Source organism: Paractinoplanes globisporus DSM 43857, assembly GCF_000379645.1.
Classification (GTDB): domain Bacteria; phylum Actinomycetota; class Actinomycetes; order Mycobacteriales; family Micromonosporaceae; genus Actinoplanes; species Actinoplanes globisporus.
In genome coordinates this window covers 165,003-188,707 of record NZ_KB903350.1, presented here as the reverse complement: position 1 = coordinate 188,707, position 23,705 = coordinate 165,003, and the positions used below count along the sequence as shown (strand labels likewise).

At 71.3% G+C, this 23,705-nt stretch carries 24 protein-coding genes; 10 read left to right on the top strand and 14 right to left on the bottom strand.

Annotated features, from left to right (window positions below):
- Positions 1–2: 2 nt before the first annotated feature.
- The 5 genes from A3CQ_RS0145330 to A3CQ_RS0145310 all read right to left on the bottom strand — a co-directional run bounded on the left by A3CQ_RS0145330 (position 3) and on the right by A3CQ_RS0145310 (position 4,788).
- A complete protein-coding gene (locus A3CQ_RS0145330; RefSeq protein WP_020517608.1) occupies positions 3–1,721 on the bottom strand; it encodes an urease subunit alpha in 1,719 nt (572 codons plus the stop codon).
- Positions 1,722–1,791: 70 nt separating this feature from the next.
- Positions 1,792–2,181: an urease subunit beta gene (locus A3CQ_RS0145325; protein WP_020517607.1), complete on the bottom strand. Its 390-nt coding sequence runs from the start codon at positions 2,179–2,181 to the stop codon at positions 1,792–1,794.
- A gap of 43 nt (positions 2,182–2,224) precedes the next feature.
- Entirely contained in the window at positions 2,225–2,527 is a 303-nt protein-coding gene (locus tag A3CQ_RS0145320; protein ID WP_020517606.1) for an urease subunit gamma, read from the bottom strand.
- 107 nt (positions 2,528–2,634) lie between these two features.
- Complete coding sequence (locus A3CQ_RS0145315) at positions 2,635–3,837, bottom strand: MFS transporter (RefSeq protein WP_020517605.1); 1,203 nt, start codon at positions 3,835–3,837, stop codon at positions 2,635–2,637.
- Positions 3,838–3,867: 30 nt separating this feature from the next.
- The gene (locus A3CQ_RS0145310) at positions 3,868–4,788 is read right to left on the bottom strand and encodes an AEC family transporter (RefSeq protein ID WP_020517604.1); all 921 of its coding nucleotides are present in this window, start codon (positions 4,786–4,788) and stop codon (positions 3,868–3,870) included.
- A gap of 49 nt (positions 4,789–4,837) precedes the next feature.
- Between A3CQ_RS0145310 and A3CQ_RS58300 the strand changes: the two genes are divergently transcribed.
- Positions 4,838–5,932 (top strand): hypothetical protein, encoded by a 1,095-nt coding sequence (locus tag A3CQ_RS58300; protein ID WP_157297120.1) that lies wholly within the window; start codon positions 4,838–4,840, stop codon positions 5,930–5,932.
- A gap of 127 nt (positions 5,933–6,059) precedes the next feature.
- Here A3CQ_RS58300 and A3CQ_RS0145300 read toward each other — a convergent pair whose 3' ends face one another.
- The 5 genes from A3CQ_RS0145300 to A3CQ_RS0145280 are packed head-to-tail and all read right to left on the bottom strand — an operon-like array spanning position 6,060 to position 10,062.
- A complete protein-coding gene (locus tag A3CQ_RS0145300; RefSeq protein WP_157297118.1) occupies positions 6,060–6,425 on the bottom strand; it encodes a hypothetical protein in 366 nt (121 codons plus the stop codon).
- A 46-nt stretch (positions 6,426–6,471) separates the two neighbouring features.
- On the bottom strand, positions 6,472–7,206 hold the full coding sequence (locus tag A3CQ_RS0145295) for a 3-keto-5-aminohexanoate cleavage protein (RefSeq protein WP_020517601.1): 735 nt from the start codon (positions 7,204–7,206) through the stop codon (positions 6,472–6,474).
- Between the two features lie 30 nt (positions 7,207–7,236).
- Complete coding sequence (locus A3CQ_RS0145290) at positions 7,237–7,614, bottom strand: RidA family protein (RefSeq protein ID WP_020517600.1); 378 nt, start codon at positions 7,612–7,614, stop codon at positions 7,237–7,239.
- Between the two features lies 1 nt (position 7,615).
- Positions 7,616–8,818 carry an amidohydrolase family protein gene (locus A3CQ_RS0145285; protein ID WP_020517599.1) on the bottom strand — a complete coding sequence of 401 codons (1,203 nt, stop codon included), beginning with the start codon at positions 8,816–8,818 and terminating at the stop codon, positions 7,616–7,618.
- Complete coding sequence (locus A3CQ_RS0145280; protein WP_020517598.1) at positions 8,797–10,062, bottom strand: MarR family transcriptional regulator; 1,266 nt, start codon at positions 10,060–10,062, stop codon at positions 8,797–8,799. The genes A3CQ_RS0145285 and A3CQ_RS0145280 overlap by 22 nt, the downstream gene beginning before the upstream one ends.
- Positions 10,063–10,134: 72 nt before the next feature.
- Here A3CQ_RS0145280 and A3CQ_RS0145275 point away from each other — a divergent pair, with 72 nt between their 5' ends.
- Complete coding sequence (locus A3CQ_RS0145275) at positions 10,135–11,583, top strand: beta-N-acetylhexosaminidase (RefSeq protein WP_211216807.1); 1,449 nt, start codon at positions 10,135–10,137, stop codon at positions 11,581–11,583.
- Between the two features lie 165 nt (positions 11,584–11,748).
- Here A3CQ_RS0145275 and A3CQ_RS0145270 read toward each other — a convergent pair whose 3' ends face one another.
- A complete protein-coding gene (locus A3CQ_RS0145270) occupies positions 11,749–12,372 on the bottom strand; it encodes a TetR/AcrR family transcriptional regulator C-terminal domain-containing protein (RefSeq protein ID WP_020517596.1) in 624 nt (207 codons plus the stop codon).
- Positions 12,373–12,430: 58 nt separating this feature from the next.
- Here A3CQ_RS0145270 and A3CQ_RS0145265 point away from each other — a divergent pair, with 58 nt between their 5' ends.
- The 6 genes from A3CQ_RS0145265 to A3CQ_RS0145240 all read left to right on the top strand — a co-directional run bounded on the left by A3CQ_RS0145265 (position 12,431) and on the right by A3CQ_RS0145240 (position 18,054).
- Positions 12,431–13,372, top strand: a complete 942-nt coding sequence (locus A3CQ_RS0145265) for a quinone oxidoreductase family protein (RefSeq protein WP_020517595.1) — start codon at positions 12,431–12,433, stop codon at positions 13,370–13,372.
- Positions 13,373–13,378: 6 nt separating this feature from the next.
- A complete protein-coding gene (locus tag A3CQ_RS56315) occupies positions 13,379–13,723 on the top strand; it encodes a hemerythrin domain-containing protein (protein WP_020517594.1) in 345 nt (114 codons plus the stop codon).
- A gap of 11 nt (positions 13,724–13,734) precedes the next feature.
- Positions 13,735–14,913 carry an alanine racemase gene (locus A3CQ_RS0145255; RefSeq protein ID WP_020517593.1) on the top strand — a complete coding sequence of 393 codons (1,179 nt, stop codon included), beginning with the start codon at positions 13,735–13,737 and terminating at the stop codon, positions 14,911–14,913.
- A 32-nt stretch (positions 14,914–14,945) separates the two neighbouring features.
- Positions 14,946–15,464, top strand: coding sequence for a GNAT family N-acetyltransferase (locus A3CQ_RS0145250; RefSeq protein ID WP_020517592.1), 519 nt, complete (start codon positions 14,946–14,948; stop codon positions 15,462–15,464).
- Positions 15,465–15,549: 85 nt separating this feature from the next.
- Entirely contained in the window at positions 15,550–16,440 is an 891-nt protein-coding gene (locus tag A3CQ_RS0145245; protein ID WP_040434130.1) for a 2-phosphosulfolactate phosphatase, read from the top strand.
- A 138-nt stretch (positions 16,441–16,578) separates the two neighbouring features.
- Entirely contained in the window at positions 16,579–18,054 is a 1,476-nt protein-coding gene (locus tag A3CQ_RS0145240) for a DHA2 family efflux MFS transporter permease subunit (protein WP_020517590.1), read from the top strand.
- A 271-nt stretch (positions 18,055–18,325) separates the two neighbouring features.
- On the opposite strand, the gene A3CQ_RS0145235 is transcribed toward A3CQ_RS0145240, so the two are convergent.
- Both A3CQ_RS0145235 and A3CQ_RS58295 read right to left on the bottom strand, forming a co-directional pair.
- On the bottom strand, positions 18,326–19,822 hold the full coding sequence (locus A3CQ_RS0145235; protein WP_020517589.1) for a hypothetical protein: 1,497 nt from the start codon (positions 19,820–19,822) through the stop codon (positions 18,326–18,328).
- Between the two features lie 64 nt (positions 19,823–19,886).
- On the bottom strand, positions 19,887–20,567 hold the full coding sequence (locus A3CQ_RS58295; RefSeq protein WP_020517588.1) for a TetR/AcrR family transcriptional regulator C-terminal domain-containing protein: 681 nt from the start codon (positions 20,565–20,567) through the stop codon (positions 19,887–19,889).
- A gap of 93 nt (positions 20,568–20,660) precedes the next feature.
- On the opposite strand from A3CQ_RS58295, the gene A3CQ_RS56305 reads away from it, so the two are divergent.
- Entirely contained in the window at positions 20,661–22,064 is a 1,404-nt protein-coding gene (locus tag A3CQ_RS56305; RefSeq protein WP_063713677.1) for an MFS transporter, read from the top strand.
- 165 nt (positions 22,065–22,229) lie between these two features.
- Complete coding sequence (locus A3CQ_RS0145220; RefSeq protein ID WP_020517586.1) at positions 22,230–22,619, top strand: Rid family hydrolase; 390 nt, start codon at positions 22,230–22,232, stop codon at positions 22,617–22,619.
- On the opposite strand, the gene A3CQ_RS0145215 is transcribed toward A3CQ_RS0145220, so the two are convergent.
- On the bottom strand, positions 22,616–23,602 hold the full coding sequence (locus A3CQ_RS0145215; RefSeq protein WP_020517585.1) for an Lrp/AsnC family transcriptional regulator: 987 nt from the start codon (positions 23,600–23,602) through the stop codon (positions 22,616–22,618). The genes A3CQ_RS0145220 and A3CQ_RS0145215 overlap by 4 nt on opposite strands.
- Positions 23,603–23,705 lie beyond the last annotated feature (103 nt).

The window sequence follows — 23,705 nt, the reverse complement described above, 5'->3', positions numbered from 1 at the left end:
GGTCAGAAGAGGAAGTAGCGCTGGGCCATGGGCAGTTCCGTCACCGGCTCGGGGTCGATGACCTCGCCGTCGATGCGGACTGTGAACGTGTCCGGCTCCACCTCGATGCGAGGCAGCGCGTCGTTCAGCGGCAGGTCCGCCTTGCCGACCCGCCGGGTGTCCGCGACCGGCGACAGCGCCCGCTTCACCCCGATGCGGTCGGCCAGCAGGGCGTTGATCGCCGCCGGTGCGACGAACGCGAGCGACGTCTGGGCCGGGACGGAGCCGTACGCGCCGAACATCGGCCGCGGCAGCACCGGCTGGGGCGTGGGGATCGAGGCGTTGGCGTCACCCATCTGGGCGTACGCGATCATGCCGCCCTTGATCACGAGTGCCGGCCGTACCCCGAAGAACGCCGGGTCCCACAGCACTAGATCGGCGAGCTTCCCCGGTTCCACCGAGCCGACCTGCGAGGCCATCCCGTGCGTCACCGCCGGGCAGATCGTGTACTTGGCGACGTACCGCCGCACGCGGAAGTTGTCGGCCGCGCCGTCGCCGGGGAGGGCGCCGCGCCGGGCCTTCATGACGTGCGCGGTCTGCCACGTCCGCATGATGACCTCGCCGACCCGGCCCATGGCCTGCGAGTCCGACCCGATCATCGAGATCGCCCCGAGATCGTGCAGCAGATCCTCGGCCGCCATCGTCGAGGGCCGGATCCGGCTCTCCGCGAACGCGAGGTCCTCCGGCACGGCCGAGTTCAGGTGGTGGCAGACCATAAGCATGTCGAGGTGCTCGCTGAGCGTGTTGCGCGTGTACGGCCGGGTGGGGTTCGTCGACGACGGCAGCACGTTCGGGTGCGAGGCGACCGTGATGATGTCGGGCGCGTGGCCGCCCCCGGCCCCCTCGGTGTGATACGCGTGGATCGAGCGCCCCGCGATCGCCCGCAACGTCTCCTCGACGAACCCGGCCTCGTTCAGCGTGTCGGTGTGGATCGCGACCTGTACGCCCGACGCGTCCGCCACCCGCAGGCAGGCGTCGATGACGGCCGGCGTCGTACCCCAGTCCTCGTGCAGCTTGAAACCGCCCGCACCGCCCCGGAGCTGCTCCCACATCGACTCCTCGGACGTGGTGTTCCCCTTGCCGAGCAGCAGCACGTTGACCGGGAATGTGTCGATCGCCTCGAGCATCCGCGCCAGATGCCACTGGTTGGGCGTCACGGTCGTGGCCTTGGTGCCCTCGGCCGGTCCCGTGCCGCCTCCGATGATCGTCGTGATCCCGGAGGCCAGGGCCGTGTCCAGAATGGTCGGGCTGATCAGGTGCACGTGGCTGTCGATCGCCCCCGCCGTGAGGATCTTCCCGTTCCCGGCGATCACCTCGGTCCCCGGCCCGATCACCAGGTCGGGGTGCACCCCGTCCATCGTGTCCGGGTTGCCGGCCTTGCCGAGCGCGACGATCCGCCCGTCCCGGATCCCGATGTCCGCCTTGACGATGCCCCAGTGGTCGACCACGACCGCACCGGTGATCACCGTGTCGGGCGTGCCCTCGGCCCGGGTGGCCCGGGACTGCCCCATCGACTCGCGGATGACCTTGCCGCCCCCGAAGACGACCTCGTCGCCCGGCCGCGGCCCGGCGCTCCGGTCCTCCTCGACCTCGATCAGCAGGTTGGTGTCGGCCAGCCGGATCCGATCGCCCGCGGTCGGCCCGTAGAGAGCGGCATACCGCCCCCGATCCAGAGTCGTCACGCCGTCACTCCCGTCGCCGATGCATACGCCGTCCGCGAGTGCTCCGACAACCGCCGATTCGCGGCCCGGCTCATCGCGGGCTCCCGTTCTCCGGCTCGACGCGGGCCGGCTCCGGCACAGCCGCCGGGCCGTCGACCGGTGTCGCCGCGGGCGGGTCGAGAGGGCCGGCGGCTAGCCCGCGCAGGCCCGGCACCACTCGCCGCCCGGCCAGCGCCACCAGCGACACGTCCCGGGGCATCCCCGGCTCGAACCGCACCGACGTCCCCGCCGGCACGGCAAGCCGCCGTCCCCAGGCCGCATCCCGATCGAACTCGAGCGCCGCGTTGCACTCGGCGAAGTGAAAATGCGACCCGACCTGAACCGGCCGATCCCCGGTATTACGCACGGTCAGCATCACGACGTCACGCCCCGGGTTGATCTCGATCTCCCCGTCACCCGGAACGACCTCGCCCGGAATCATGTGATCGACCCTTCCCGGATCATGTGATCGGCCCCGATCCGGTTCATGAGATCGGCCCGTGCACGGTGACGAGCTTCGTCCCGTCCGGAAACGTGGCCTCGACCTGCACCTCGCCCAGCATCTCGGGCACGCCCTCCATGACGTCGTCACGAGTGAGCACCCGCCGCCCCGCATCCATCAGCTCGGCCACGGTCCGCCCGTCGCGCGCCCCCTCCAGCAGGAACGCCGTGATGATCGCCGTGGCCTCCGGGTGATTGAGCTTCAACCCCCGCTCCTGCCGCCGGCGCGCGACGTCAGCCGCGACATGAATGAGCAGGCGTTCCTGTTCGTGCTGGCTGAGGAACAACCCGAACCTCCTCTGGATCCTCGCGATGCTCGCAGCCCGAAGTTTCCCGCGTGTTACCCCGCGTCGATCAAACCACGCGCATGCCCCGTCACCTCGCCAATCCGTCGTCAGGCGACTTGACGGCCTTTCGCGGCCGAATCGCCGACCCGGTCGCCGGGACCACGCCGCGCGTCGGCCGCCACCGTCAGCAGGGCGACCGCCACGAGCAGCGCACCGACGAGGGCGAGCGGCCGCGACCCCCACCCCGGCAGCATGGCCCCTCCGACCAGCGACCCCGCCGCGATCCCCAGGTTGAACGCCGTGCTGATCCCCGCCGACGCCAGATCCGTGCTCCCGGGGGCGAGCTGCAGCATCCGGCTCTGCAGCGCGGTCGCGAAGGCCGCATAGGCAAGACCGATCCCCGCCAGCAGCACCACCGTCGCCGGCTTGACCGCGCCGGCCACATACAGCCCGAGCAGCGCGATCGAGCCGATGCTCAGGGGCGTGAGCAGCGAGCCGATCGGGTGGCTGTCGAGCGTGCGACCGACCGAGATCGTCCCGGCGATTCCGGCCACGCCCGAGACGAACAGCAGCGCCGGCAGCGCGGACGCGGGGAAACCGCTCACATCCAGCAGGAACGGCGTGACGTACGTGGTGAAGACCAGGAACCCGGTAATGCCGACCGCGGTGGCAGCCAGCAGCACGATGAAGGAGCTCCGGTTCGGCGCCGTCCCCCGGGCCGCGCCGCCGGCGGTCGGCGGGTAGGACGGGAGCAGCGCGATCGTGGCGACCGCCGCGACGACGCCGGCCACGGCCATCACGGCGAACGCGGCCCGCCACCCCGCGTGCTGCCCGAGCCAGGTGCACAGCGGCACGCCGAGGACCGGGGCCAGCGCCGCGCCGGTCCCGAAGAGCGCGACCACCCGCCCACGCATCGTGACCGGGAACAGCCCGGTGACGACCGGCGCGGCGATCGACCAGAACAGCGCCTGGGTGAGGGCGGTGACAAGCCGGGCAAAGGCCAGGATTTCGTACGTCGGGGCGAGCGCACCGGCCAGGTTGGCCGCCGCGAACAGCAGCAGCGTCGCGCCGAGCACCCGGCGGCGCGGGACGTTCTTGGTGAGCAGGGTGAGCGGGACCGAGGCGAGCACGACGACGATCGCGTACCCGCCGACGAGCAGGCCGATCTGCGAGCGGGACCGGCCGAGGTCGTCGGCGATGAGGGTGAGCAGTCCGATCGGCAGCAGCTCGGTGGCGACGAAGGAGAACGCGGCCAGCGACAGTACGATCAGAGCCGCCCAGGCCCGGCGCGGCGCGACGTCCGGCGTCACCCCTGGCCCCCTCTCCCCGTTGCCCCGACGCTACCGGCTGAGGACGGCGTTGAGGAAAGCGATTACCAGGAGTACGGGCGCGCACAGCACCGTGGACAGGAAGATCGCGTCGCGGGCCAGGACGAGCCCGACCGTGAAGCGCTGTCCGTACAGGAAGACGTTCTGGGCGGTCGGCAGGGCGGCGAGCACGCTCACCGCGTACGTCTCATCGCGGCCGAGCCCGAGCACGACGGCCAGGAGGAAAGCGATCGCCGGCATGCCGGCGGTCTTGAGAACGACGGCGGCGACGGTGGCGACGCGATCGGGGCCGGCGGCGAGCACGCGGCGGCCGGAGAGCGACATGCCGAAGGCGAGGAGCACCATCGGAACGGCGGCGTGACCCATCGTGGTGATCGGGTCGGCGATGACGGTTGGTAGCCGAAGATCGGTCACGGAGAAGAACGCCCCGATGAGCACCGCGACGATCATCGGGTTCCGCAGCGTCGCGATCACGGTGCTGCGCCAGGAGGCGTGACCGGTCGCGGCGATCTCCAGGGCGGCCAGCGCGAGCGGCGTGATGACGAGCAGCTGCAGCATGATGATCGGCACCACGAGGGCGGCGTTGCCCAGCACGTACGTGGCGATCGGGATGCCGATGTAGTTGGCGTTGACGTAGCCGGCGGCGAGCATCCCCATGATGCGGGTGCCGCGGTCGCGCCCGCGCGTGAACAGCAGATGCAGCGCGAAGCAGGCGCACGCGGCGGCGGTCGAAATCACCAGCGGCTCGCTGAACAGCACCCGCAGGTCGGCGCCGGCGACCCCGGTGAACAGCAGGCACGGATTCAGCACCGCGTACACGATCCGGCCGGCCACGGCCTCGGCGTTCTCGGGCAGCCCGGCCCACCGCCGCGCGACCCAGCCGACGGCCACGATGACACCGATGAGCACGAACCCGGACAGCGCCGAGATCATGAGTTCGTCATGGCTCTCCGTCTATGGGATATCGCGGTAACCTGCTGCAGTGACGGATCGTATGCCCAATGTGGGGGACGTGGCGGCGATCCCACTGCCGGGGGGATTCGGTGCCTGCCAGGTCACCGGCCTGGGCCCGACGGCCTGCGCGCTCGACTGGTTCTCGGCCGAGCTGCCCGACCTCACCCGGCTCGGCGCGTGCCCGCCGCTCGTCCTCGACCATCACGCCCTGCGCGGCCAGCCTACCGAGATCAACATCGTCGGCGACGAACCGCCCCCGCCCTGGTGGACCTGGCTGGGCCGCCGCGACCTCCCGCCGGGCCTGGCCGACCGCGTCGACGATCACGCCGGCTGGTCGTGGCTGACCACCCAGATCGCCGCCCAGCGCCGCTGGGACCACGACCTGCCCGCCGCGGCCAAGCGGGCCTACCGCGACGGCACCGGCAAGGCGACCAGGCTGCTCGACCTGACCGCGGACGGTTCGTCCTGGTCGGAGCTGGACGACCTGCCCCGCTGCACGTCGGTGGCCTGGTCGGGCCCCGACCGCGGCCTGCGCGCCGCCCTGGTCGCCCACCCGATCATCAGCGACCTGACCTGGGTCGACCCGCCCGAGCGCGTAGACCTCTCGGGCACCTACCTCACCCGCCTGCGCATCTCCGGCGGCGCGGTGACCGACCTGCGCCTCCCGCCCGGCATGGCAACGCTCAAGCTCGACGACGACGCCCGGGTCGCCTCGGTGACCGCCGCCGACGACGGCCGCTGGCTGCGCGTGATCGCCGACCACGCCGAGGTCCCCCGCGGCCTGACCGGCGTGCAGGACCTCGAGCTGACCGGCGAGGGCACCATCTCGGCCACCGTCCTGCATGACCTCTGCGACCTGCGCCGCCTGCGCCTGACCTGGCGATCGGCCCCGGGCACGCTGAGCGATCCCGTGGCCCTGGCCTCCCTGGCCCACCTCGCCGACATCAGGCTCCTGGGCGCCTTCGGCGTCGACGACCACACCCTGCCCGACCTGCCCGCCCTGCGCTGGCTGGTCTGCGACGGCGTCTACCGCAAGGCCGCCGCCGCCATCGAGGCCCGCTACCGAGACGCCGACGTCCGCCTCGACATAACCGGGGTGGAACCCGAGTGGCGCGAGTACTGACCGGCTTCGGTGCCGAGTCCGTCGAGGCTACGTTGTCCGCGCGGGCCTGCCGTCGACCACGCACGAAGATGTCCCTGCCGGTCCGGGGCAAACGTCGACGTCGACGGTGCAACGCCTAGCGGGCAGATCATCCTTGTGCGTTTTGCCGGCGTACTGCGAACGGCACAAAGATCATGCCAGCTACCAGGGAGATCAACACTGCGCCCCACCACTGCAGCGTCGGTATCAAAAGGAGGGCGAAGAACGCCAAGGGCAGGAATACGAGGGAGTCCATAACGACGTGGCGGGCTGACCACTGCCGCAGGCGGGCGAAGGACAACGCGGCCACACCAAGGAGCGACCCGTAGACCAGGAAAGCGAGAAGTCCGAGCACCCATCCTCTTCGGCCGGCCATGCCCGAGCCCATCGCGGCGGCAACGGCAACGGCACCGATGATGCGGGCGGCCGTCGCGACGACACCGCCACGCTTCGATCGTCCGGTATGCATGGGCACGGCGAAAGGATGCCAGAAGCCGCCTGGCGCAAGTCGGTCCGGACCGTCAGGGGCGCAGTGCGCGGGCGGCCCGGACCAGGTCGGCGTTGGTGAGCGCCGGCGTTCCGTCCGGGAGCAGGACCGAGTCCTCGAAGCCGACGCGGGTGTCGTGCCCCCGGCGAAACGCGTCGGCGATCAGCGGCCACGTCCAGTCGTTCATGCCGTGGGTCAGGCGGGGGCAGTCCGAGCCGGCCGCGTCCAGGGCGTCGTTCAGCTGTTGTGCGACCGCCGAGGGCTCGCCGGTCAGGAAGTAGGGCTCGCCGGAATCCAGCTCGATGCTGACCCGCATCGCGCGGGCGAGCAGGCCCGACGCGACCAGGGGTGCCATCTCGACCGGTGCCCACAGTCCCACGTCGATGCCGATGCCGACTTCGAGCATCGTGGTCATCACGGTCTCGAAGCCCTTCTCCGAGAGGTTGACCGTGGCGCAGTCGACGCCCTCCCACTCCCGGATCATGGCGACCCGCGAGGCCAGGTCGGGGACGATCCACTCGCCGGTGGTCAGGCCGATCTCGGCGGCGACGCCCTCCTCGGCGGCCAGGTCGCGGACGCGGCGGCAGGTCTCGTTGACCACCTCCGGCCGCAGGGTCTCGGCGCCGGTCTCGTCGCGCACGTGCAGGTGTACGCCGGTGGCGCCCGCCCGGAAGCACTCACGCAGATCCGCGAGCACCTCGTCGAGCGTCACCGGCATGGTCGGATGGCGGTCCTTGCCCCACGGGCCGTTCGGCGTCACCTGCAGCACGTGGGCTCCCCCCGTACGAAATAGTGGTTTTTATCCGATGTAGAGGACCGCGTCGATCTCGATGTCGAAGCCGCCCAGCGGAACCGGCAAAGTGGTGCGAACCGGGAGGTTGTCCCCCTTGATGTACTGCGGGTAGATCTCGTTGAGCTCGCCGAAGTTGTCGAAATCGCGCAGGTAGACGCCGATGCGCACGGCGTCGTCGAGGCTCGCGCCGGCCGCCTCGGCGCAGGCGGCCAGGTTGCGGAAGGCCGCGTGCGCCTGCTCGGCGAAGCTTCCGGTGACCCACGTTCCGTCCGGAAGCGCGGGCACCGACCCGGCCAGGTAGATGGTGTCGCCGGCAACCACCGCGTGGGAGTAGGGGCCGCCGACCGGCGCCGCCTTGTCGGTCATGATCGCGCGCTTGGGCATGTCAGGGTCTCCGGTCTCTCGGGAACTGGTCTTGCAGGCCGTCCGGTCCGACCAGCGGGGTGCTGAGCAGGGCGCGGACGTCGCGGTCGCGGCGATCAAGAGCCGCGCGTTGCGCGTCGGTGAGCGGGATCCACGCGGGCACGGGCGCCGGCAGCCTCGGGGGGAGAAGACTTCCTTGCGCGTACGTGGCCACGTTGATCAACCGAAGGGGAGACCGTCTCGTCCGCAGGTGCGCATCGGTGACCTCGAACTCTTCGTGGCGTACCTCGAAGACCGCGAGATCGGCCGGCGCGCCCGGCTCCATGGTCCCGCCGAGTAGGCCGAGAGCCCGCGCCGGACGGACCGTGACGGCGTCCACGACCTCGGAGAGTGACAGGCCGCAGGCGAGCAGCTTCGCCATCGTGGTCGGCAGATCGAAGGCGGGACCGTGCAGCGACCGGGCATGCAGGTCGGTCGAGATCGTGGTCGGGCGGACGCCGAGGTCGAGCTGGCGTTCGAGGATGTCGAAGGCGAAACCGCCCGAGCCGTGTCCGAGATCGAGCAGCACGCCCCGCTCGACGGCGCTGGTCAGCGCCGGGCCGAGGGGTGACGCCAGGCCGCTCGAGCAGTGCGTGACGATGTCCCCGGGACGCAGCAGGTCGAGCACGTCGTCGACCCGCGGGGGAGGCGGCCCGATGTGGACCATGACGGGCACGCCCGCTCGTTCGCCCGCCTCGAGCGCCCGCCGCAGCGGCTCGAGCCCGTTGTCGCCGACCGCCTCGCGGTCCATGCGCACCTTGATGCCGCGAATGAGGTCGCGGTGCCGCTGGATGGTGTCGACCGCGAGCGGCACGTCGCAGTTGGCGAGGTCGCGGCACTCCCCGGTGCGTCCCGCGAGGCCGGTCGCCGAGATGTTGAGGAGCGCGGCGATCCGCACGTCGGTCCGCTTCCGCCGCAACACATCGAAGGTGTACGCCCCGGTCGTTCCGGCGTCGACCCACGTGGTGACGCCGGTGTACCACGCGATCGGGTCGGGCTCGATGCCCCAGTAGCCGGGGCCGACGTGCGTGTGCAGGTCGATGAGGCCGGGGGTGACCAGATGGCCCGTGACGTCGGCGATCGTGTGCGCGTCGCGGGGCAGGTCGCGGCCGGTCGCGGCGATCACGCCGTTCGCGACGGCCACGTCGAACGGCTCGCCGCCGGTCAGGAGCAGGTCCCAGGACATTCGGCCTCCTGGAGTGCACTGGTGATCGTCAGGCGGTAGAGGCGGGCCGGACGCCCCTTGCGGGCGATCTGCTCGCTGCCGCCGCCGATCACCAGCCGGGCGTCGCTCAGCTTGCGGATCAGCCGGCGACCGCTCGGGTCGGTGATGCCGAGCGTGCGGGCGAGCTCGCCGGGGGAGACCAGCCGCCCGCCCAGACTGCGCTCGACCGCGGCCAGCCGGGAGAGGGTCGCCGGGCTGAGTCCGGCCTGCGCGGCGAGCGTCTCCAGCGCGCCGTGGTCGCGGTGCTGGTAGGTGAGCGGGGCGGCGGTCGCGCCCATCGGGCCGATCGTGACGCCGTCCTCGGTGAACAGGAACGCGGTCGAGCCCTCCTCGTGACCGGCCCGAGCGGCGGCCTGCTCGGCGAGGGTGACGCTGCGCCGGGCCGAGGCGGCGATGCCGAAGCCGGCGACGACCCGCAGGCCGAGGGTTTCGCGGGCCTCGGCCAGGACCGGGAGGCTGATCCACTGGCGGGTGGCGGCCTCGAAGACCCCGGCCGGCCCGAAGACCAGCAACGCCCGGTGCCCGCGCTGATCGATCCAGGCGTCGGCGAACTCGGGCGTCTGCTGGAGGAGCCGCTGCAGCGCCCCGCGCTCCTTTTCATGATTTATCATGAAAAGCCCGGAGATGAAGCGTTGGCGGTCGTGGGCGCGGAGGACCAGCTCGTGCAGGCTCGCGCGGATGGTCGTGGCCGTCGGGGCGGCATGCAGGACGTTGCCCTCGAGGGCCGCCGCCACCGCCGTGCGAGCCGTGATCAGGTACGGCGTCGCGTGCTCGCGGTGGAAGGCGACGATCTCGTCCGTGGCCTGGCCGGGATCGAACGGCAGGACGGCGATCTCGTCCAGCGGCAGGCCCAGCTCGCCCGCCACCTCGTCGACCGTCTCGCGATCGAAGGTGTCGACCGAGACCGGCGTGGCCGCCCATCCGTTGCCGCGGGCCTGCGCCCAGGCGATGGCGAGATCGAGCGCGGCCGACCGGGTGACCGCCACCGGCAGCGACGGCGGAAGAAGATCACGGCTTTTCGCGTACGGCAGGAGGCCCAGCAGCAGCCCCTCGAGCCGCGTCTCGCGCAGCAGCCCGCCGACCAGCTCGCGGATCTCCTCGTCCCGTTCGTAGACCGCCCAGGCCAGCTCGACGCCCGAGAGCGCCGCCGCGGCCTCGGCGAATCGCCGCCGATGCCTGGCGTGCACGACGAGGCCGATGACCATGCGCCCGTCTCCCGTTGACATCCCGCCCGGACCAACGAACTATATCCGAACCAGTTCGCCTCGGAGGTGCGCGTGATCCCGCAGCCCGCGTCGATCGACCTGTCCGGCGGCACCGGCGCGATCTCCCTGCCCCTCGCGCCGCGCATTCGCATCGATCAAAATCAACCACTTGAGGGGTACGCGCTGAGCGCCGCACCCGACGGCATCGAGATCGTCGGTGGCTCCGAGGCGGGCGTCTTCTACGGTCTGCAGAGCCTGCGCCAGTGGGTCTCCGGCGATCGCGTCCCGTATGGACGGATCGTCGACGCGCCCCGGTTCCGGTGGCGGGGCGTGATGCTCGACGTCGCGCGGCACTTCATGCCCGTCCCCGAGGTGCTGCGGTTCATCGACCTGGCCGCGTTCCACAAGCTCAATGTGCTCCACCTGCACCTGACCGACGACCAGGGCTGGCGGATCGAGGTGCCCGGCCGGCCGCGGCTCACCGAGGTCGGGGCGTGGCGGCCGTCGACGATGCTCGGGTCGCGGGTTCACGGACTGTACGACGGACGTCCGCACGGTGGGTTCTACACGGCCGACGACCTGCGACGCATCGTGGCGTACGCGGCGGAACGCTTCGTGACCGTGGTGCCCGAGGTGGACATGCCCGGGCACATGCAGGCGGCGATCGCGGCCTATCCCTCGCTCGGCAACGGCTATGCCGGGGGCGTACGGCAATCGTGGGGAATCTCCACGCACGTGCTGAACGTGACCGACCAGGCCCTGGATTTCTGCCGCGATGTTCTCGGGCACGTCTGCGACATCTTTCCCTCCGAGCTGATCGGCATCGGCGGCGACGAGTGCCCGCCCGACGAGTGGACGGACGCGGCAGCCCTGCGCGGCCTGCCCGGCCCGTCGGCGGTGCAGCCGTGGTTCACCGGCCAGATGGCGGCGTTCCTGGCCACCCGCGGCCGGCGCGTCTACGGCTGGGACGAGCTGCTCTCCCGCGGCGCGCCCCCCGACGCGGTGATCGCCGCCTGGCGAGGTCCTTTCCCCACCCTGGCCGCGGCACGGGCCGGCTTCGACGTGGTCTCCTGTCCCGATATTTCGTGTTATCTGGATTACCGGCAGTCGGACGACCCCGGCGAGCCCACGCCGGTCGGCACGCTGCTGTCGCTCGAGGACGTCTACGCCTTCGACCCGGTCCCGCCCGGGCTGACCGAGTCCGAGGCCGCCCACATCATCGGCGGCCAGGCCAACGTCTGGACCGAGCACATGGAGTCGGCCCGCCGAGTCGACTACATGACCTATCCGAGGCTCTGCGCCTTCGCCGAGACCGTCTGGGGCTCCGCAACCAGGGATTTCCCGTCCTTCCTCACCCGGCTGGAGGCCCACCTGCCCCGCCTGGACGAACTCGGCGTCAACTACCGCCCCCTGTCCGGCCCGCGCCCGTCGGATGCCCGCCCCGGCGCTCCGGGCCACCCACGCACCCTCCCCGACCGCCTCGCCGAACTGCACAAAATGACCGCCGACCTGCGACGCTAGGAACTCTCGGACTCCAGGTCCCGGCATCCTCCGCCCAGCGACCCGCCTGTCTCGGTGGGTGAATATGCAGCCGATGTCGGCAGCGCGGAATGCCCGGGGTGGGTCCGGAATGCGGAAAGCCGGGACCACGGTGCGGGACGGTCGCGGGGCTGGCGGCGCTCAGCGTCAGGCGGCGGATGGCGGAACTGTAGGGCCCTCGACGACCAGCGTCACGCACTCGCGGAACAGGTCGTCGACCGTGCGGCCGGGGGCGAAGTACTCCGTGATGCCGGCGATCACCGTGGGGTACGTGGCGCGGTAGGCGTCCAGGTCGAAGTCCTTCAACGCCTCCTCGTCGGGGCGGGGGGCCTGCTCCTCCAGGGCGAAGCCGATCGTCACCCGCTCGGCGGTCAGGACGATCACGCGGGCCTGATGCAGGGGCAATCCTCGCGCCACCAGGGTGCTCATCGCCAGCTCGGACAGGGCGGCCATGTTCCGCGACATCTGGGCGATCGAGATGATCCGGGCGCCGTCGGGGTGGGCCAGCAGGGCCTGCCGCAACCGCGAGGAGAGGCCGACCAGCCAGTCCTGCCAGCGCTCGCCGTCCGCGATCGGCACGGCGGGCAGCGGCGTGAGGATCTCCTCGGCGATGGCGGTGATCAGCGCCGCCTTGTTCGGGATGTGCCAGTAGAGGGTGGGCGCCTGCACGCCCAGCCGGGCCGCGAGCTTGCGCAGCGTGACGTTGTCGAGTCCCTCGGCGTCGAGCAGGGCCACCGCCTCGGTGACGATCCGTGTCCGATCCAGGGCCACACGCGGCACTCTATCAGTGTTAGAGTCTCTAACACTGTAAGAGAGAGGGAGGCCGGAGATGAAGGCAGCGGTTCTGCACGAGCGCGACGGGGTCCCGCGCTACGAGGACTTTCCCGACCCGGTGGCCGGCGAGGGTGAGGTGATCATCGAGGTCAGGGCGGTCGCCGTGGAGAACGTCGACAAGGCCGTCGCGGCCGGCACGCACTACGCGGGGCGGGCGATGATGCCCGAGTTGCCGGCCATCCCGTGCTTCGACGGCATCGGCACGCTCGCCGACGGGCGGCTCGTCGGCTTCGGCAACCCCCGCCCGCCGTACGGTGCCCTCGCCGAGCGCACGGTCGTCTCGGCCGGTGCGTTCGCCCCGATCCCGGAGGGACTCGACCCGGCGGTCGCGACCGTGCTGCCCAGCGCGATCAGCGGCATGTCCATGAAGGTCGCGGCCGGCCTCCAGCCGGGCGAGTCGGTGTTGGTGCAGGGCGCGACGGGAGTAGCGGGCAGGCTCGCCGTCCAGGTGGCCCGGCTGCTCGGGGCCGGCCGCGTCGTCGCCACCGGGCGTGACGACGGGCAACTACGCGAGCTCGGCGCCGACCAGGTGATCAACACGACGCTCAACGACGAAGACCTCAAGATTGCGTACGCCGACACGCGTACCGACGTCGTTGTCGATTTTCTGTGGGGCCGCCCTACCGAGATCCTGCTGCACGCGATGGTCCCGGAGAGCTTCGCCTTTCCGAAGCCGCTGCGGCTCGTGCAGATCGGCGAGGTGGCGGGCTCGGAGCTGACAATCCGGGCCGACAGCCTGCGTACGTCGGGCGTCGAGATCTACGGCGCCGCCAAGGGACTCGGCCCCGAGACGATGGGTGAGGCGTACGGCCAGGTCCTCGAGTGGGCGACGAACGGCGAGCTGACCTTCGCGCTGGAGAGGGTGCCGCTCAGCGACATCGAGGCGGCCTGGCAGCGCACCGATCTGCACGGGAAGCGCCTGGTCGTGCAACCCTGAGGGGCGATGGACGAATACACCCTTCTCGGCACCCAGATGATCATCACGCACGCCCGCCTGCGCGACATGCTCGACGACCTCCGCGACGGACTGCCCTGCCTCGAGTTCTGCACGCTGCTCACCGAGCATCACACCGATGAGGACGACAATCTGTTCCCCCGGCTCGCCGCCCGTCACCCGCAGTTGCGGGAGTTCCTCGACGAGCTGCGGCGCGACCACCTGATCATCGCGCAACTGCTGAAGAACGGGGAGGATGACCGGGAGGCGCTCGCCGCGGTGCTCGAGACGCACTTCACCGGGGAGGAGAAGCGGCTCACCGCACTGCTGAACGAGCTGGGACGGGCAAGCTGAGGAGGCAACGCGTGGACGTGCCGGAGCCGCGGGTCGACTGGCGCAGCAAGGGGTTCTTCCTGCCCGAGGGGGAGCGCACCGCCGCCGACTACGCGAAAGAGAAGCCCAGCCTCTTCGGCGGCGGCTTCACCTGGCCCGTGCTGGCGCTGCGCCGCGAGGCGGCCATGGCGAACATCGCGACCATGGCCGCCTACAGCGCGCGGCACGATCTCGACTTCGCCCCGCACGCCAAGACCACGATGGCGCCCGGACTGATCGCCGCGCAGTTCGACGCCGGCGCGTGGGGGATGACGGTCGCGACGCCCAACCAGGCGCTGATCCTGCGCAAGCTCGGCGTCGCCCGGATCTTCATCGCGAACGAGGTGCTCGACCCGACCGCGCTGCGCTGGCTGGCCGGACAGCAGGACATCTACTTCCAGGTGGACTCGCTCGCCGGCGTGGCAGCGGCCGACGCGATCGGGAGCGGCCGTCTGCGCGTCTTCGTCGAGCTCGGTCATGCGGGTGGGCGGACGGGCGTACGCACGCTCGAAGATCTGGAGGCCGTGGCGCGCGCGGCGCAAGGCGCGCAACGGCTGGAACTCGTCGGGGTGACCGCGTATGAGGGTCAACTGGCCGACGAGGCCGAGGTGGACGATTTCCTCGATCTGCTCGTGGCCGGGGTCGATCGGCTGAGGGCCGCGGGAATCGAGTTCTCCCTGGTCTCGGCCGGTGGGAGTGCCTGGTTCGACCGGGTGGTGGCTCGGCTCGCCGCGCTGCCGCGCGACATGCGCCTCATTCTGCGCAGCGGAGCCTCCGTCACCCACGACGACGGTTTCTATCGATTGCGTACGCCGTTCCGCCGCGTTCCGGCGGAGGGGCCGCTCACCGCCGCGCTGGAGATCTGGGCGCAGGTCCTCTCCACGCCGGAACCGGGGCTGGCGATCGTCGGGATGGGCAAGCGGGACGCGCCTTTCGACGAGGGCCTGCCCGTGCCGATGGAGGCGCGGCGGGACGGCAAGACGTTCGATCCGGCCGCCTCGGTGACCAAGTTGAACGATCACCACACCTACGTGGCGGCCGACGGCCTGGCGGTGGGCGACCTGATCCGGTTCGGCATCTCGCACCCGTGCACCGCCTTCGACAAGTGGCGGCACATCCCCGTGATCGACGAGGAACGCCAGGTCGTGGACGTGCTGGCGACGTACTTCTGAAATTTGTCGTACCCCCGGAGCACGATGACGCCATGACGAACTTCTGGTTGGAGCCGTGGGACGAGCGGGGTCCGATCCTCGAGCGGCGGGCGAATACCCCCGAGATGCAGACCTATCTCGGTGGTGTCGAGTCGGAGGAATCGATCGCGTCGCGCCACAAACGCATCCTCGACGGGGTGCGAGCCGGCACCACCAGCATGTTCCTGCTCATGGTCGCCGACGATCCCGACCCGATCGGCTCCGTGGGGTACTGGGAGAAGGAGTGGCTCGGCCAGACCGTCTACGAGATGGGATGGAAGGTGCTGCCCGGTTTCCAGGGCCGCGGCCTCGCGGTCGGCTCCACCCTCGCCGCGATCGGGCTGGCCGCCGCCGAGGGCCGGCATCGCTTCGCCCACGCGTACCCGCGTACCGACAACACGGCGTCCAACGCGGTCTGCCGCAAGGCCGGCTTCGAGCTGCTCGGCGAGTCGGATTTCGAGTACCCGAAAGGAAATCCGATCCGCTGCAACGACTGGCGATTCGATCTGAAAGAGGTCGGCGGCCCGCCGTAAAGATTCATTCGCGACGATGCCTCCCGGCTGGCCCACGTTGCCTCGCGGCTGGCCCACGTTCCCTCCCGGCTGGCAGAGTGAGGCCATGAGCCTCGCTGACGGGCAAGGCGGGTACCGCGTGCGTTTCGACTGGGGTCCGGTCGGTGCCGACGCGGTCGCGCCGGGCGCCGCGTTCGTCGCCGTGGTCGACGTTCTCTCGTTCACCACGACGCTGACCGTGGCGGTCGAGCAGGGGCTGCACGTGCTGCCCTATCGCTGGCGCGACGACTCGGCGGTCGACGTGGCCCGGCGGCACGGCGCGATGCTCGCGGTGCTCCGCAAGGAGGCCGGCCCGGGCCAGGTCACGCTGTCGCCCGAGAGCATCCTGCACGCCAACCTGCGCGCCGAGGGCATCGACCGGCTGGTCCTGCCCTCGCCGAACGGGTCGGCCATCTCGGTGCGGCTCGCCGACGCCGGGGTGACCGTGATCGGGGTGTCGCTGCGCAACGCGGCGGCCGCCGCGACCTGGGTGCGGGAGCGGGCCGGCGACCGGCCGATCGGGGTGATCGCGTCGGGGGAGCGGTGGCCGGACGGCTCGCTGCGCCCCGCGATCGAGGACCTGCTCGGCGCCGGCGCCTTCCTGCACGGCCTGACCGAGCCCGCCGCGCCGGCGGGCTCGGCGGCGGCCGGCTCCACGGCGGCCGGCTCGGTGGCGGCCGGCTCGGCGGCGGCCGGCTCCACGGCGGCGGCCGGCTCCACGGCGGCCGGCTCCACGCAGGCGGGCTTCTCGCCGGAGGCGGAGGCGGCCATGTGGGCCTATCGTGGGGTCGCCGAGGGTCTGGGCGACGCGCTCTGGGCCTCGGTCAGCGCGCGTGAGCTGCGTGCCTTCGGCTTCGAGGGCGACGTCGCGGTGGCCTCGGCGGTGGGCGTGTGCGACGTCGTGCCGGTGCTGCGGGACGGGTGGTTCGTCGATGGAGGATCGCTCGCCGTGGTCTGACGGGTGTGGCGGATTCCGCCGGTGGAGGGCTTCCGCTGGCGGAAAAGCGCCACTTTCGCTCGGTGGCTGAGTGTTTGGTGAGCGGCTGCCCGATCGTGGGAGTCGCCAACAGGAGTTCTCGCGAAGGAAGTAACCCCCATGCGTAAATGGTGGCCGCTGGTGACCGTGTGTCTCGGCACCTTCATGCTGCTGATCGACGTGACCATCGTGAACGTGGCACTGCCGCAGATGGCCACCGACCTGAGCACCTCGTTCAACGCGCTGCAGTGGGTCGTCGACGGGTACGCGCTGGCCCTCGGGGTGCTGCTGCTCGGCGCCGGCGCCCTCAGCGACATGCACGGGCACCGCCGGTTCTACGTCGGCGGGCTGATCGTCTTCGCCCTCGCCTCGCTGGCCTGCGGTCTGGCCGCCGGCCCGGCGCTGCTGGTCACCGCCCGGGTGGTGCAGGGCGCGGGCGCCGCGGCGATGTTCACCACCACGTTCGCCCTGCTCAACAGCTCCTACCAGGGGCGCGAGCGCGGCGTCGCGTACGGCATCTGGGGTGGTGTCTCGGGCGCCGCGACGGCCGTCGGCCCGGTCCTCGGCGGGCTGCTCACCGAGGGGCTCAGCTGGCGCTGGATCTTCCTGGTCAACCTGCCGATCTGCGTGGCCGCCGTGATCATGTGCTTCACGACGCTGCGTCACGACGGCGAACGCCGGCCCGGCCGGTTCGACCTGTGGGGCACGCTGACCTTCACGATCGCCGCCGGCACGCTGACCTTCGCCGTGATCCGCGCCAACGACGAGGGCTGGTCGTCGGTCAAGACCTGGGGACTGATCGCGGTCTCGGCCGTCGCGCTCGCCGCGTTCGTCCTCATCGAGTGGCGCACCGACCACGCGATGTTCGATCTGCGCCTGCTGCGCAACCGCTCGTTCACCGGCATCCTCATCGCGAGCCTGCTGGTCAACTTCTCGGCGTTCGCGGCCTTCACGTACACGTCGATCTGGCTGCAGTCGGTGACCGGCCTGTCCCCGCTGCGAGCCGGTCTGGTCGGCCTGCCGATGTCGGTCTGCGCGATGCTGGCCTCCGGAGTGGCCGGCGCCCGCCTGCACGGCCGCTCGCCGCGCCTGATCATCGGCGGCGGCATGCTGCTGATCGGCGTCGGCGGCCTGCTGCTCGCCCTGTTCGTCGGCGCCGACTCGACCTGGGCGGCGCTCATCCCCGGCTACATCGTGATCGGTCTCGGCGTCGGCCTGGTCATGCCCACGCTCGCGTCGTCGGCGATGGCGGCCGTGCCCACGCGCCGCGGCGGCATGGCGGCCGGCTCGCTGACCACCGCCCGCCAGCTGGGCTTCGCGATCGGCGTCGCGGTCCTCGGCACGGTCTTCGCCGCCCGCGCCACCGACCACCTGGGCTCGTCCGAGGCCGCGCACGCGGTGGCCGGCGGGCAGGCCGCGCGCCTGGCCGGCACGGTGCCCGAGGCGGCGATCCGGGGCGCGGCCGCCGCGGGCCTCGACGCCGGCTTCCTGATCAGCGGCGTGGTCGGCCTGGTCTGCGCCCTGCTGGTGTTCCTCATGGTCCGTCCCACCGCGCCGGCCCCCGGCGAGCCGGCCCGCGAGTCGGTGGCCGCCTGACCGCCCGGCCCGGGTCCGCAATGGACCCGGGCCGCGTCCTCACCGGCGCCGCCATCGCCGTCGACTACAACCGCTTCCTCGTGATCGAGCGCGACGGGGGCCAGGGCGCCACCGCCGTCATCAAGCGCGTCCACCTCGCCGGCAAGCGCGACCGCACCCCCCACCGCCTGGGCGGTTTCGGCCCCACTTCAGCTTTCCGACGGCCGCCCCCGCCGATCCCCGCGCTCGTGTGCCACTCAGGGCCGCAGCGCGACTCTCGCGTGAGTGGGCGTCAGGCCTTCTCGTATTCGAATTCGGCCGCCACCAAAAGAATCAGCAGCACGGCGCCCGTCCCGGCCACCGCGACGCCGACGGGCACCAGCACGCCGGCGGCGGAGGCGATGATGCCCAGGGACGTGATGGCGATCAGCGACCAGCGGCCGATGCGGGCGGCGGGCCGGAGGCGCGGCGGGACCGACCGCCGGGAGGCCATCCGGACAGCCACGCCGACGATGACCGCGAACAGGGCGACCGCCAGGACGAAGACGACGCTGCCGGGAAGCGAACGGAAGTAGGTGCCGTCCTGCGCGCCGGGGATGGCCGCGGCCTGGGCGAACAGGCCGGCCAGGGCCAGGACCGCCGCCACCGAGGCGAAGATGACGCTGGCGGCCTTGAGAGCCTCGCTCTGGTTGAGCAGGCCCTGCGTGGAGCGGGCCACCGCCAGCTGCTGGTCGGCGGTCTCCCGGGCCTCCTGCACGCTGCGCAGCTGCTGCTCGACGGCCAGCGACGCGCTCAGTTGCTCCAGCAGGTGCTGGGTAGCGGCCAGCAACGTCGGCAGGTCGGACTCCGCGACCACCGCCTGGTGGTAGCTGAGCATCGGCCGTCCACCGACGACGGCGGTGCCGCGGGCGTGGGTCTCGGCGTTGCGGTTGAGGTCGTGCCGGAGCCGGGCCACCCGGCGGATCCGGAGTTCGGCCCGGTCGCGCAGGGTCTCGGCGTCCTCGTCCTCGGCCGGGGCCGGGGCGTCCAGCTCCTCGAGGGCCGCCGCGCGGGTGGTGCGGGCGGCCATGGTCGCGGCGATCGTCTGGCAGTTCGACAGCACCATGCCGAGCACCCGCAGCCGGCCGAGCTCACCGTATTGGTCGAGGCCTTCGGCGACCGTGTTCGTGGCCCAGACGTAGACGGCCTGACGATCGGGACCGTTGATGTCGGGCGGGACGCGGACGGCCATCTGGGCCGGGCGGTACCCGATCGCGGTGTCCTTGATGAGCAGCTTGCGCAGCTCGCCGGCGCGAGAGACCGGCAGGTCGTCGGGGTCGCCGGAGGCGAACAGCGCGCCGGGGCCGCCGGGCAGCAGCAGGATCTGCTGGCGGGCCGCCGCGGCCTCGAGCCGGGCGTCGTCGCCGAGCACCGCGGGCGCCAGCGTCGACGTCCCGATCTTGATCTCGACGGCGGGGTCGTAGGCGTCGCGCTCGGCCAGGATGATGCCGTCGAGCGGCGCGGTCACCGTGAGGTCCAGCAGAAGCACCTCGACGTCGCCCGCCATTCGCGCCACTGCCGTGGTCACCGCGGTCACCCGGTAGGCGGTTCCGGCGTGCGGCGCGCCGTACTCGTCCGGGTCCCACGACCGGACGCCGGTGATGATCGGCCGCCACGGCGAATCGGCGAACTCGGACTTGCCGTCGCGCGGTGTGACGCCGAACAGCGAGGCGGACTCGTCGTGCCCGCTCGGGGAAACCGGCCGAGGGTCGACGGGGTACAGAGTGATGATCCTCGCTGCGATGTCCACGGATTCGACTGTAGGAAAGACCGCCAATGACGATCTCTGTTGTGGCGCGTGCCAGGAGGGTGCCTTATCGGTGTTGAGTCTTCTCCACAGCCAGGCGGTCGAGAATGGCGCTCAAGCCCAGGTCAAAACGCGCGGTGAAGTGGCCGGCCAGAAACTCGCCGGCAACCGCGGTGAGGTCGGGGTACTGCTGTTCGGGTAGGGCTGCCAGGAAGGTTTCGACCTTGTCGAGCTGTTGGCGCGGGCCCTTGCCGAATGCGGTCTCCTGGCTCGCGAAGCCGATGACGTAGTTGATGAAGACGATGTAGCCGTAGCTTGCCAGCTTGTCGCCGAACTCGTGGTCGCGCAGTGCTCCGATGACGTGGTCGGTCAGGCGCAGGCCGTTAGGCCCGAAGATCGGCCGGCCGAGGAGGAGCTGCGGGGCGGCGGGATGCGCGATGAGCGCCTGGCGCAGGCCGTGGCCGATGGTGTCGAGTTGCTCTCGCCAGCCCGCCTGCCGTGACGGCAGTTCGCACTGGCCGACGACGTGGTCGAGCACCAGGGCGAACAGCTGGTCCTTGCCCTTGACGTGCCAGTACAGCGATGGCGACTTGATGCCCAGCCGCGCCGCCAGTTTCCTGGTGCTGAACTGCTCGACCCCGTCCTCGTCGAGCATCTCGAGGCACACGCGCACGATCTCGGCGCGGTCCAGCCGCGTCTCGCCGTCGTTTGCGTCGGGCCACGGATAGCCCCAGTCCTGCCCGGCCATCGGCCTCCCTCGTCCGGTGGCAGCCACCCTACCATTGCAAGAGACTGCCTATCACTGCTAGTTTGCCCCTACCAGCGATAGGGAGAGTCGGTCATGGTCTTAGCGCATTCCGAAGAAGCCGAGAGCCGGCAGAAGACGGGCTGGCTTCCCCTTGCCGGGATCGTTCTGGCGGTGTTCATGCTGATGCTCGACGCGACGGTGGTGACCGTGGCCTTACCAGCGATGGGCCGCGACCTCGGTGGCGATCTCGCCGACCTGCAATGGGTGGTCAACGCGTACACGATCGCGATGGCCGCGGTCCAGCTGACCGCGGGCGCGCTCGCTGACCGGTACGGCCGGCGCCGACTGTTCCTGATAGCGGTCGCCGGGTTCGCCGTCGCGTCGCTGGCCTGCGGACTTGCCCCCACGGTCGCCGTTCTGGTCGCCGCCCGCGTCGCCCAGGGGCTGGCCGGCGCCGCGATCTTCGCGACCACCCTCGCGCTCATCGCCCAGTGCTACACCGGCGCGGCCCGAGGCACGGCATTCGCCGTCCGTGGCACCACCGCCGGCATCGCCGTCGTGCTCGGCCCCGTCGTCGGCGGCGTACTCACCGACAGCCTCGGCTGGCGATGGATCTTCTTCCTCAACCTGCCCGTCGCGGCGGCCGCGATCTTGATCGGCCGGGCCGCGCTGCCGCGGCGCGAACGCCTCGAGCGCGGCCGCCGCATCGACGTCGCCGGCCCGATCCTGTGGGGCACCGCCCTGGTGGGGATCGTGTACGGGCTGCTCGGCAGCACCGCCCGGGGGTGGACCGACCCCTATGTCCTCGGGAGCCTGGCGGTCGGCGCCGTCACCGCCGTCCTGTTCCTGGTCATCGAACGCCACCTCGCCGCACCGATGCTCGACCTGCGCATGTTCCGCAGCCGGCGGTTCGTCGGCACCCAGATCGGGTCCTTCACCGTCCAGGCCAGCATCTTCGGTCTGCTCGTCTACTTCTCGGTGTACTTCCAGGACCAACTCGGCGACAGCGTGATCGAGGCCGGCCTGTCGTTCCTGCCGATCGTCATCCCGATCATGGTCGCTGGTGCGGCCGTCGGCCCGTTCCTCGACCGGATTTCGCCGCGGCTGGCCGTCGGGGCGGCGCTCACGCTCATCGGCGCCGGGCTGTTGCTCATGCTCGGCGTCACTACGCACACCGGGCTCCACCACCTGATCACTGGCATGATCCTCACCGGGATCGGCTGCGGCATCGGGCTGCCGGCGCTCGGCTCCCTCGCCGTCGATGTCCCACCCGCGCAGGTCGGCATCGCCTCCGGCGTGAACAACACCGCACTGCAGTTCGGCCTCGCCGTAAGCATCGCCGTCTACGGCGCCGTCCTCGGCACATTCCCGCCGACCGCCGCCGGCTTCGCCGACGCTCTCAACCACCTCATCGCGATCGGCGCCGCCACCGCACTCGCCGGCGCGGCGGTAACGGCCGTCCTCCTCCGCGCGAGCCGACGCCACACCAGGTCGTGAGGCCCGACAAGAGCTGCCGCGCCGACCCACGCAGCCCCGGTGGTGCCGTGACTACCGCCTCGCGCGAGAGGCGCGCTACGGCGCTGAGTGGCAGTTGCGTCGCGGTGATCGGCGGGACGGGTTGTATTGCGGTTGGGGCGTTGTCCGGGCGTACGGGAAAATGCGGTGGTGAATGAGCGACGGGCGATTCTCAGCGGGTCCACGTTCGAGGAGCAGATCGGGTATGCGCGGGCCGTGGTCGACGGGGACTGGGTGCACGTTTCGGGGACCACGGGGTTCGACTATCGGACGATGACGATCTCGGACGACGTGGTTGAGCAGGCGGAACAATGTCTGGTCAATGTGGCGGATGCGCTCGCGCAGGCGGGGTGTGGGTTCGCCGATGTGGTGCGGGTTCGGTATTTGCTGCCGGATCGGGAGGATTTTGAGCCCTGCTGGCCGGTTCTGCGCCGGACGTTCGGGGAGGTTCGGCCGGCGGCGACGATGATGGTTTGCGGGCTGGCCGATCCGCGGATGAAGATCGAGATCGAGGTGTACGCCCGGCGGGCGGTCTAGCGCACGAGGCCGTCGACCATCACCGAGTGGGACTGTTTGACGCGGACCAGCAGCGGCACGATCTCCACGTTGTGGATGCCCTCGATGTCGGCGAGCTTCGTGGTGATGTAGCGGTACAGCGCCCCGGCGTTCGCGGCGCGGGCCGAGGCCACGAGGTTGGCGCCGCCGGTCACCGCGGCGACGAAGGCCAGCTCGGGATGGTCGGCCAGCCGCGTTCCGACGCCGGCCAGGTGGGCGGGGGCCACGGTCAGCCAGAGGTTGGCCACCGAGCGCATGCCGACCAGCGCGTCGGCCACGTCCAGGTGGAAGTAGATCTGCCCGCTCGCGGTGAGCTCGCCGACCCGGTGCGCGACCTGCCGCTGGGTCCACCCGGTGGCCGAGGCGAGCGCCGCCCAGCTCGCCCGACCGTCCCGCCCGAGCGCGGCGAGCAGCGGCAGGTCGTCCGCCACCAGCCGCGCGTCGGTGGATCGCGGCGCCGCACCGTCCGCCAGGTACCGCTGCTGCTCCGCGGTCAGGTCGTGGTCGGGCAGGATCCAGTCGGTCTCGCCGCGCCCGGGGAACCGGTGCAGGATCTGGTGCGCGTTGAAGGTCAGCACGTTGGACGCCCGGGGCAGGTGGGTCAGCAGGCCGGGCTGGCCGTCCCTCACCTCCACCTGGCAGGTGATCTCGGCCCCGGCCGCGCCGATGCTGATCCACGAGGTGTCGTCCCGGCGGGCCAGCGCGTCGGCGAGCGCCGGCGCGGTCCCGGGCCGGCAGCCGATCCGCAGCGTCCAGTACGACGACGTCGCTCGCTGGATCGGCTCGGGGCGGGCCAGGATCCGCACGACGCCGTCGCCGCGCATCCGCTGGAATCGCCGGGCGACCGTCTGCTCGGAGATGCAGAGCACGGTGGCGACGCGGGCGAACGGCGCACGCGGGGCGAGCTGCAGCGCGTGGAGGATCTGGCGGTCGACGTGGTCGACGGCGCGGGATTCGGTCGCCATTTGCCCAGCGTACGGCGGGGTAGCCCGGGGAGGTGAGTCCCCTCGGAGGGGGATGGGATCGACGGATGGACCTGCCTAAGGTCCCCTTTACGCCTTTTGCTCG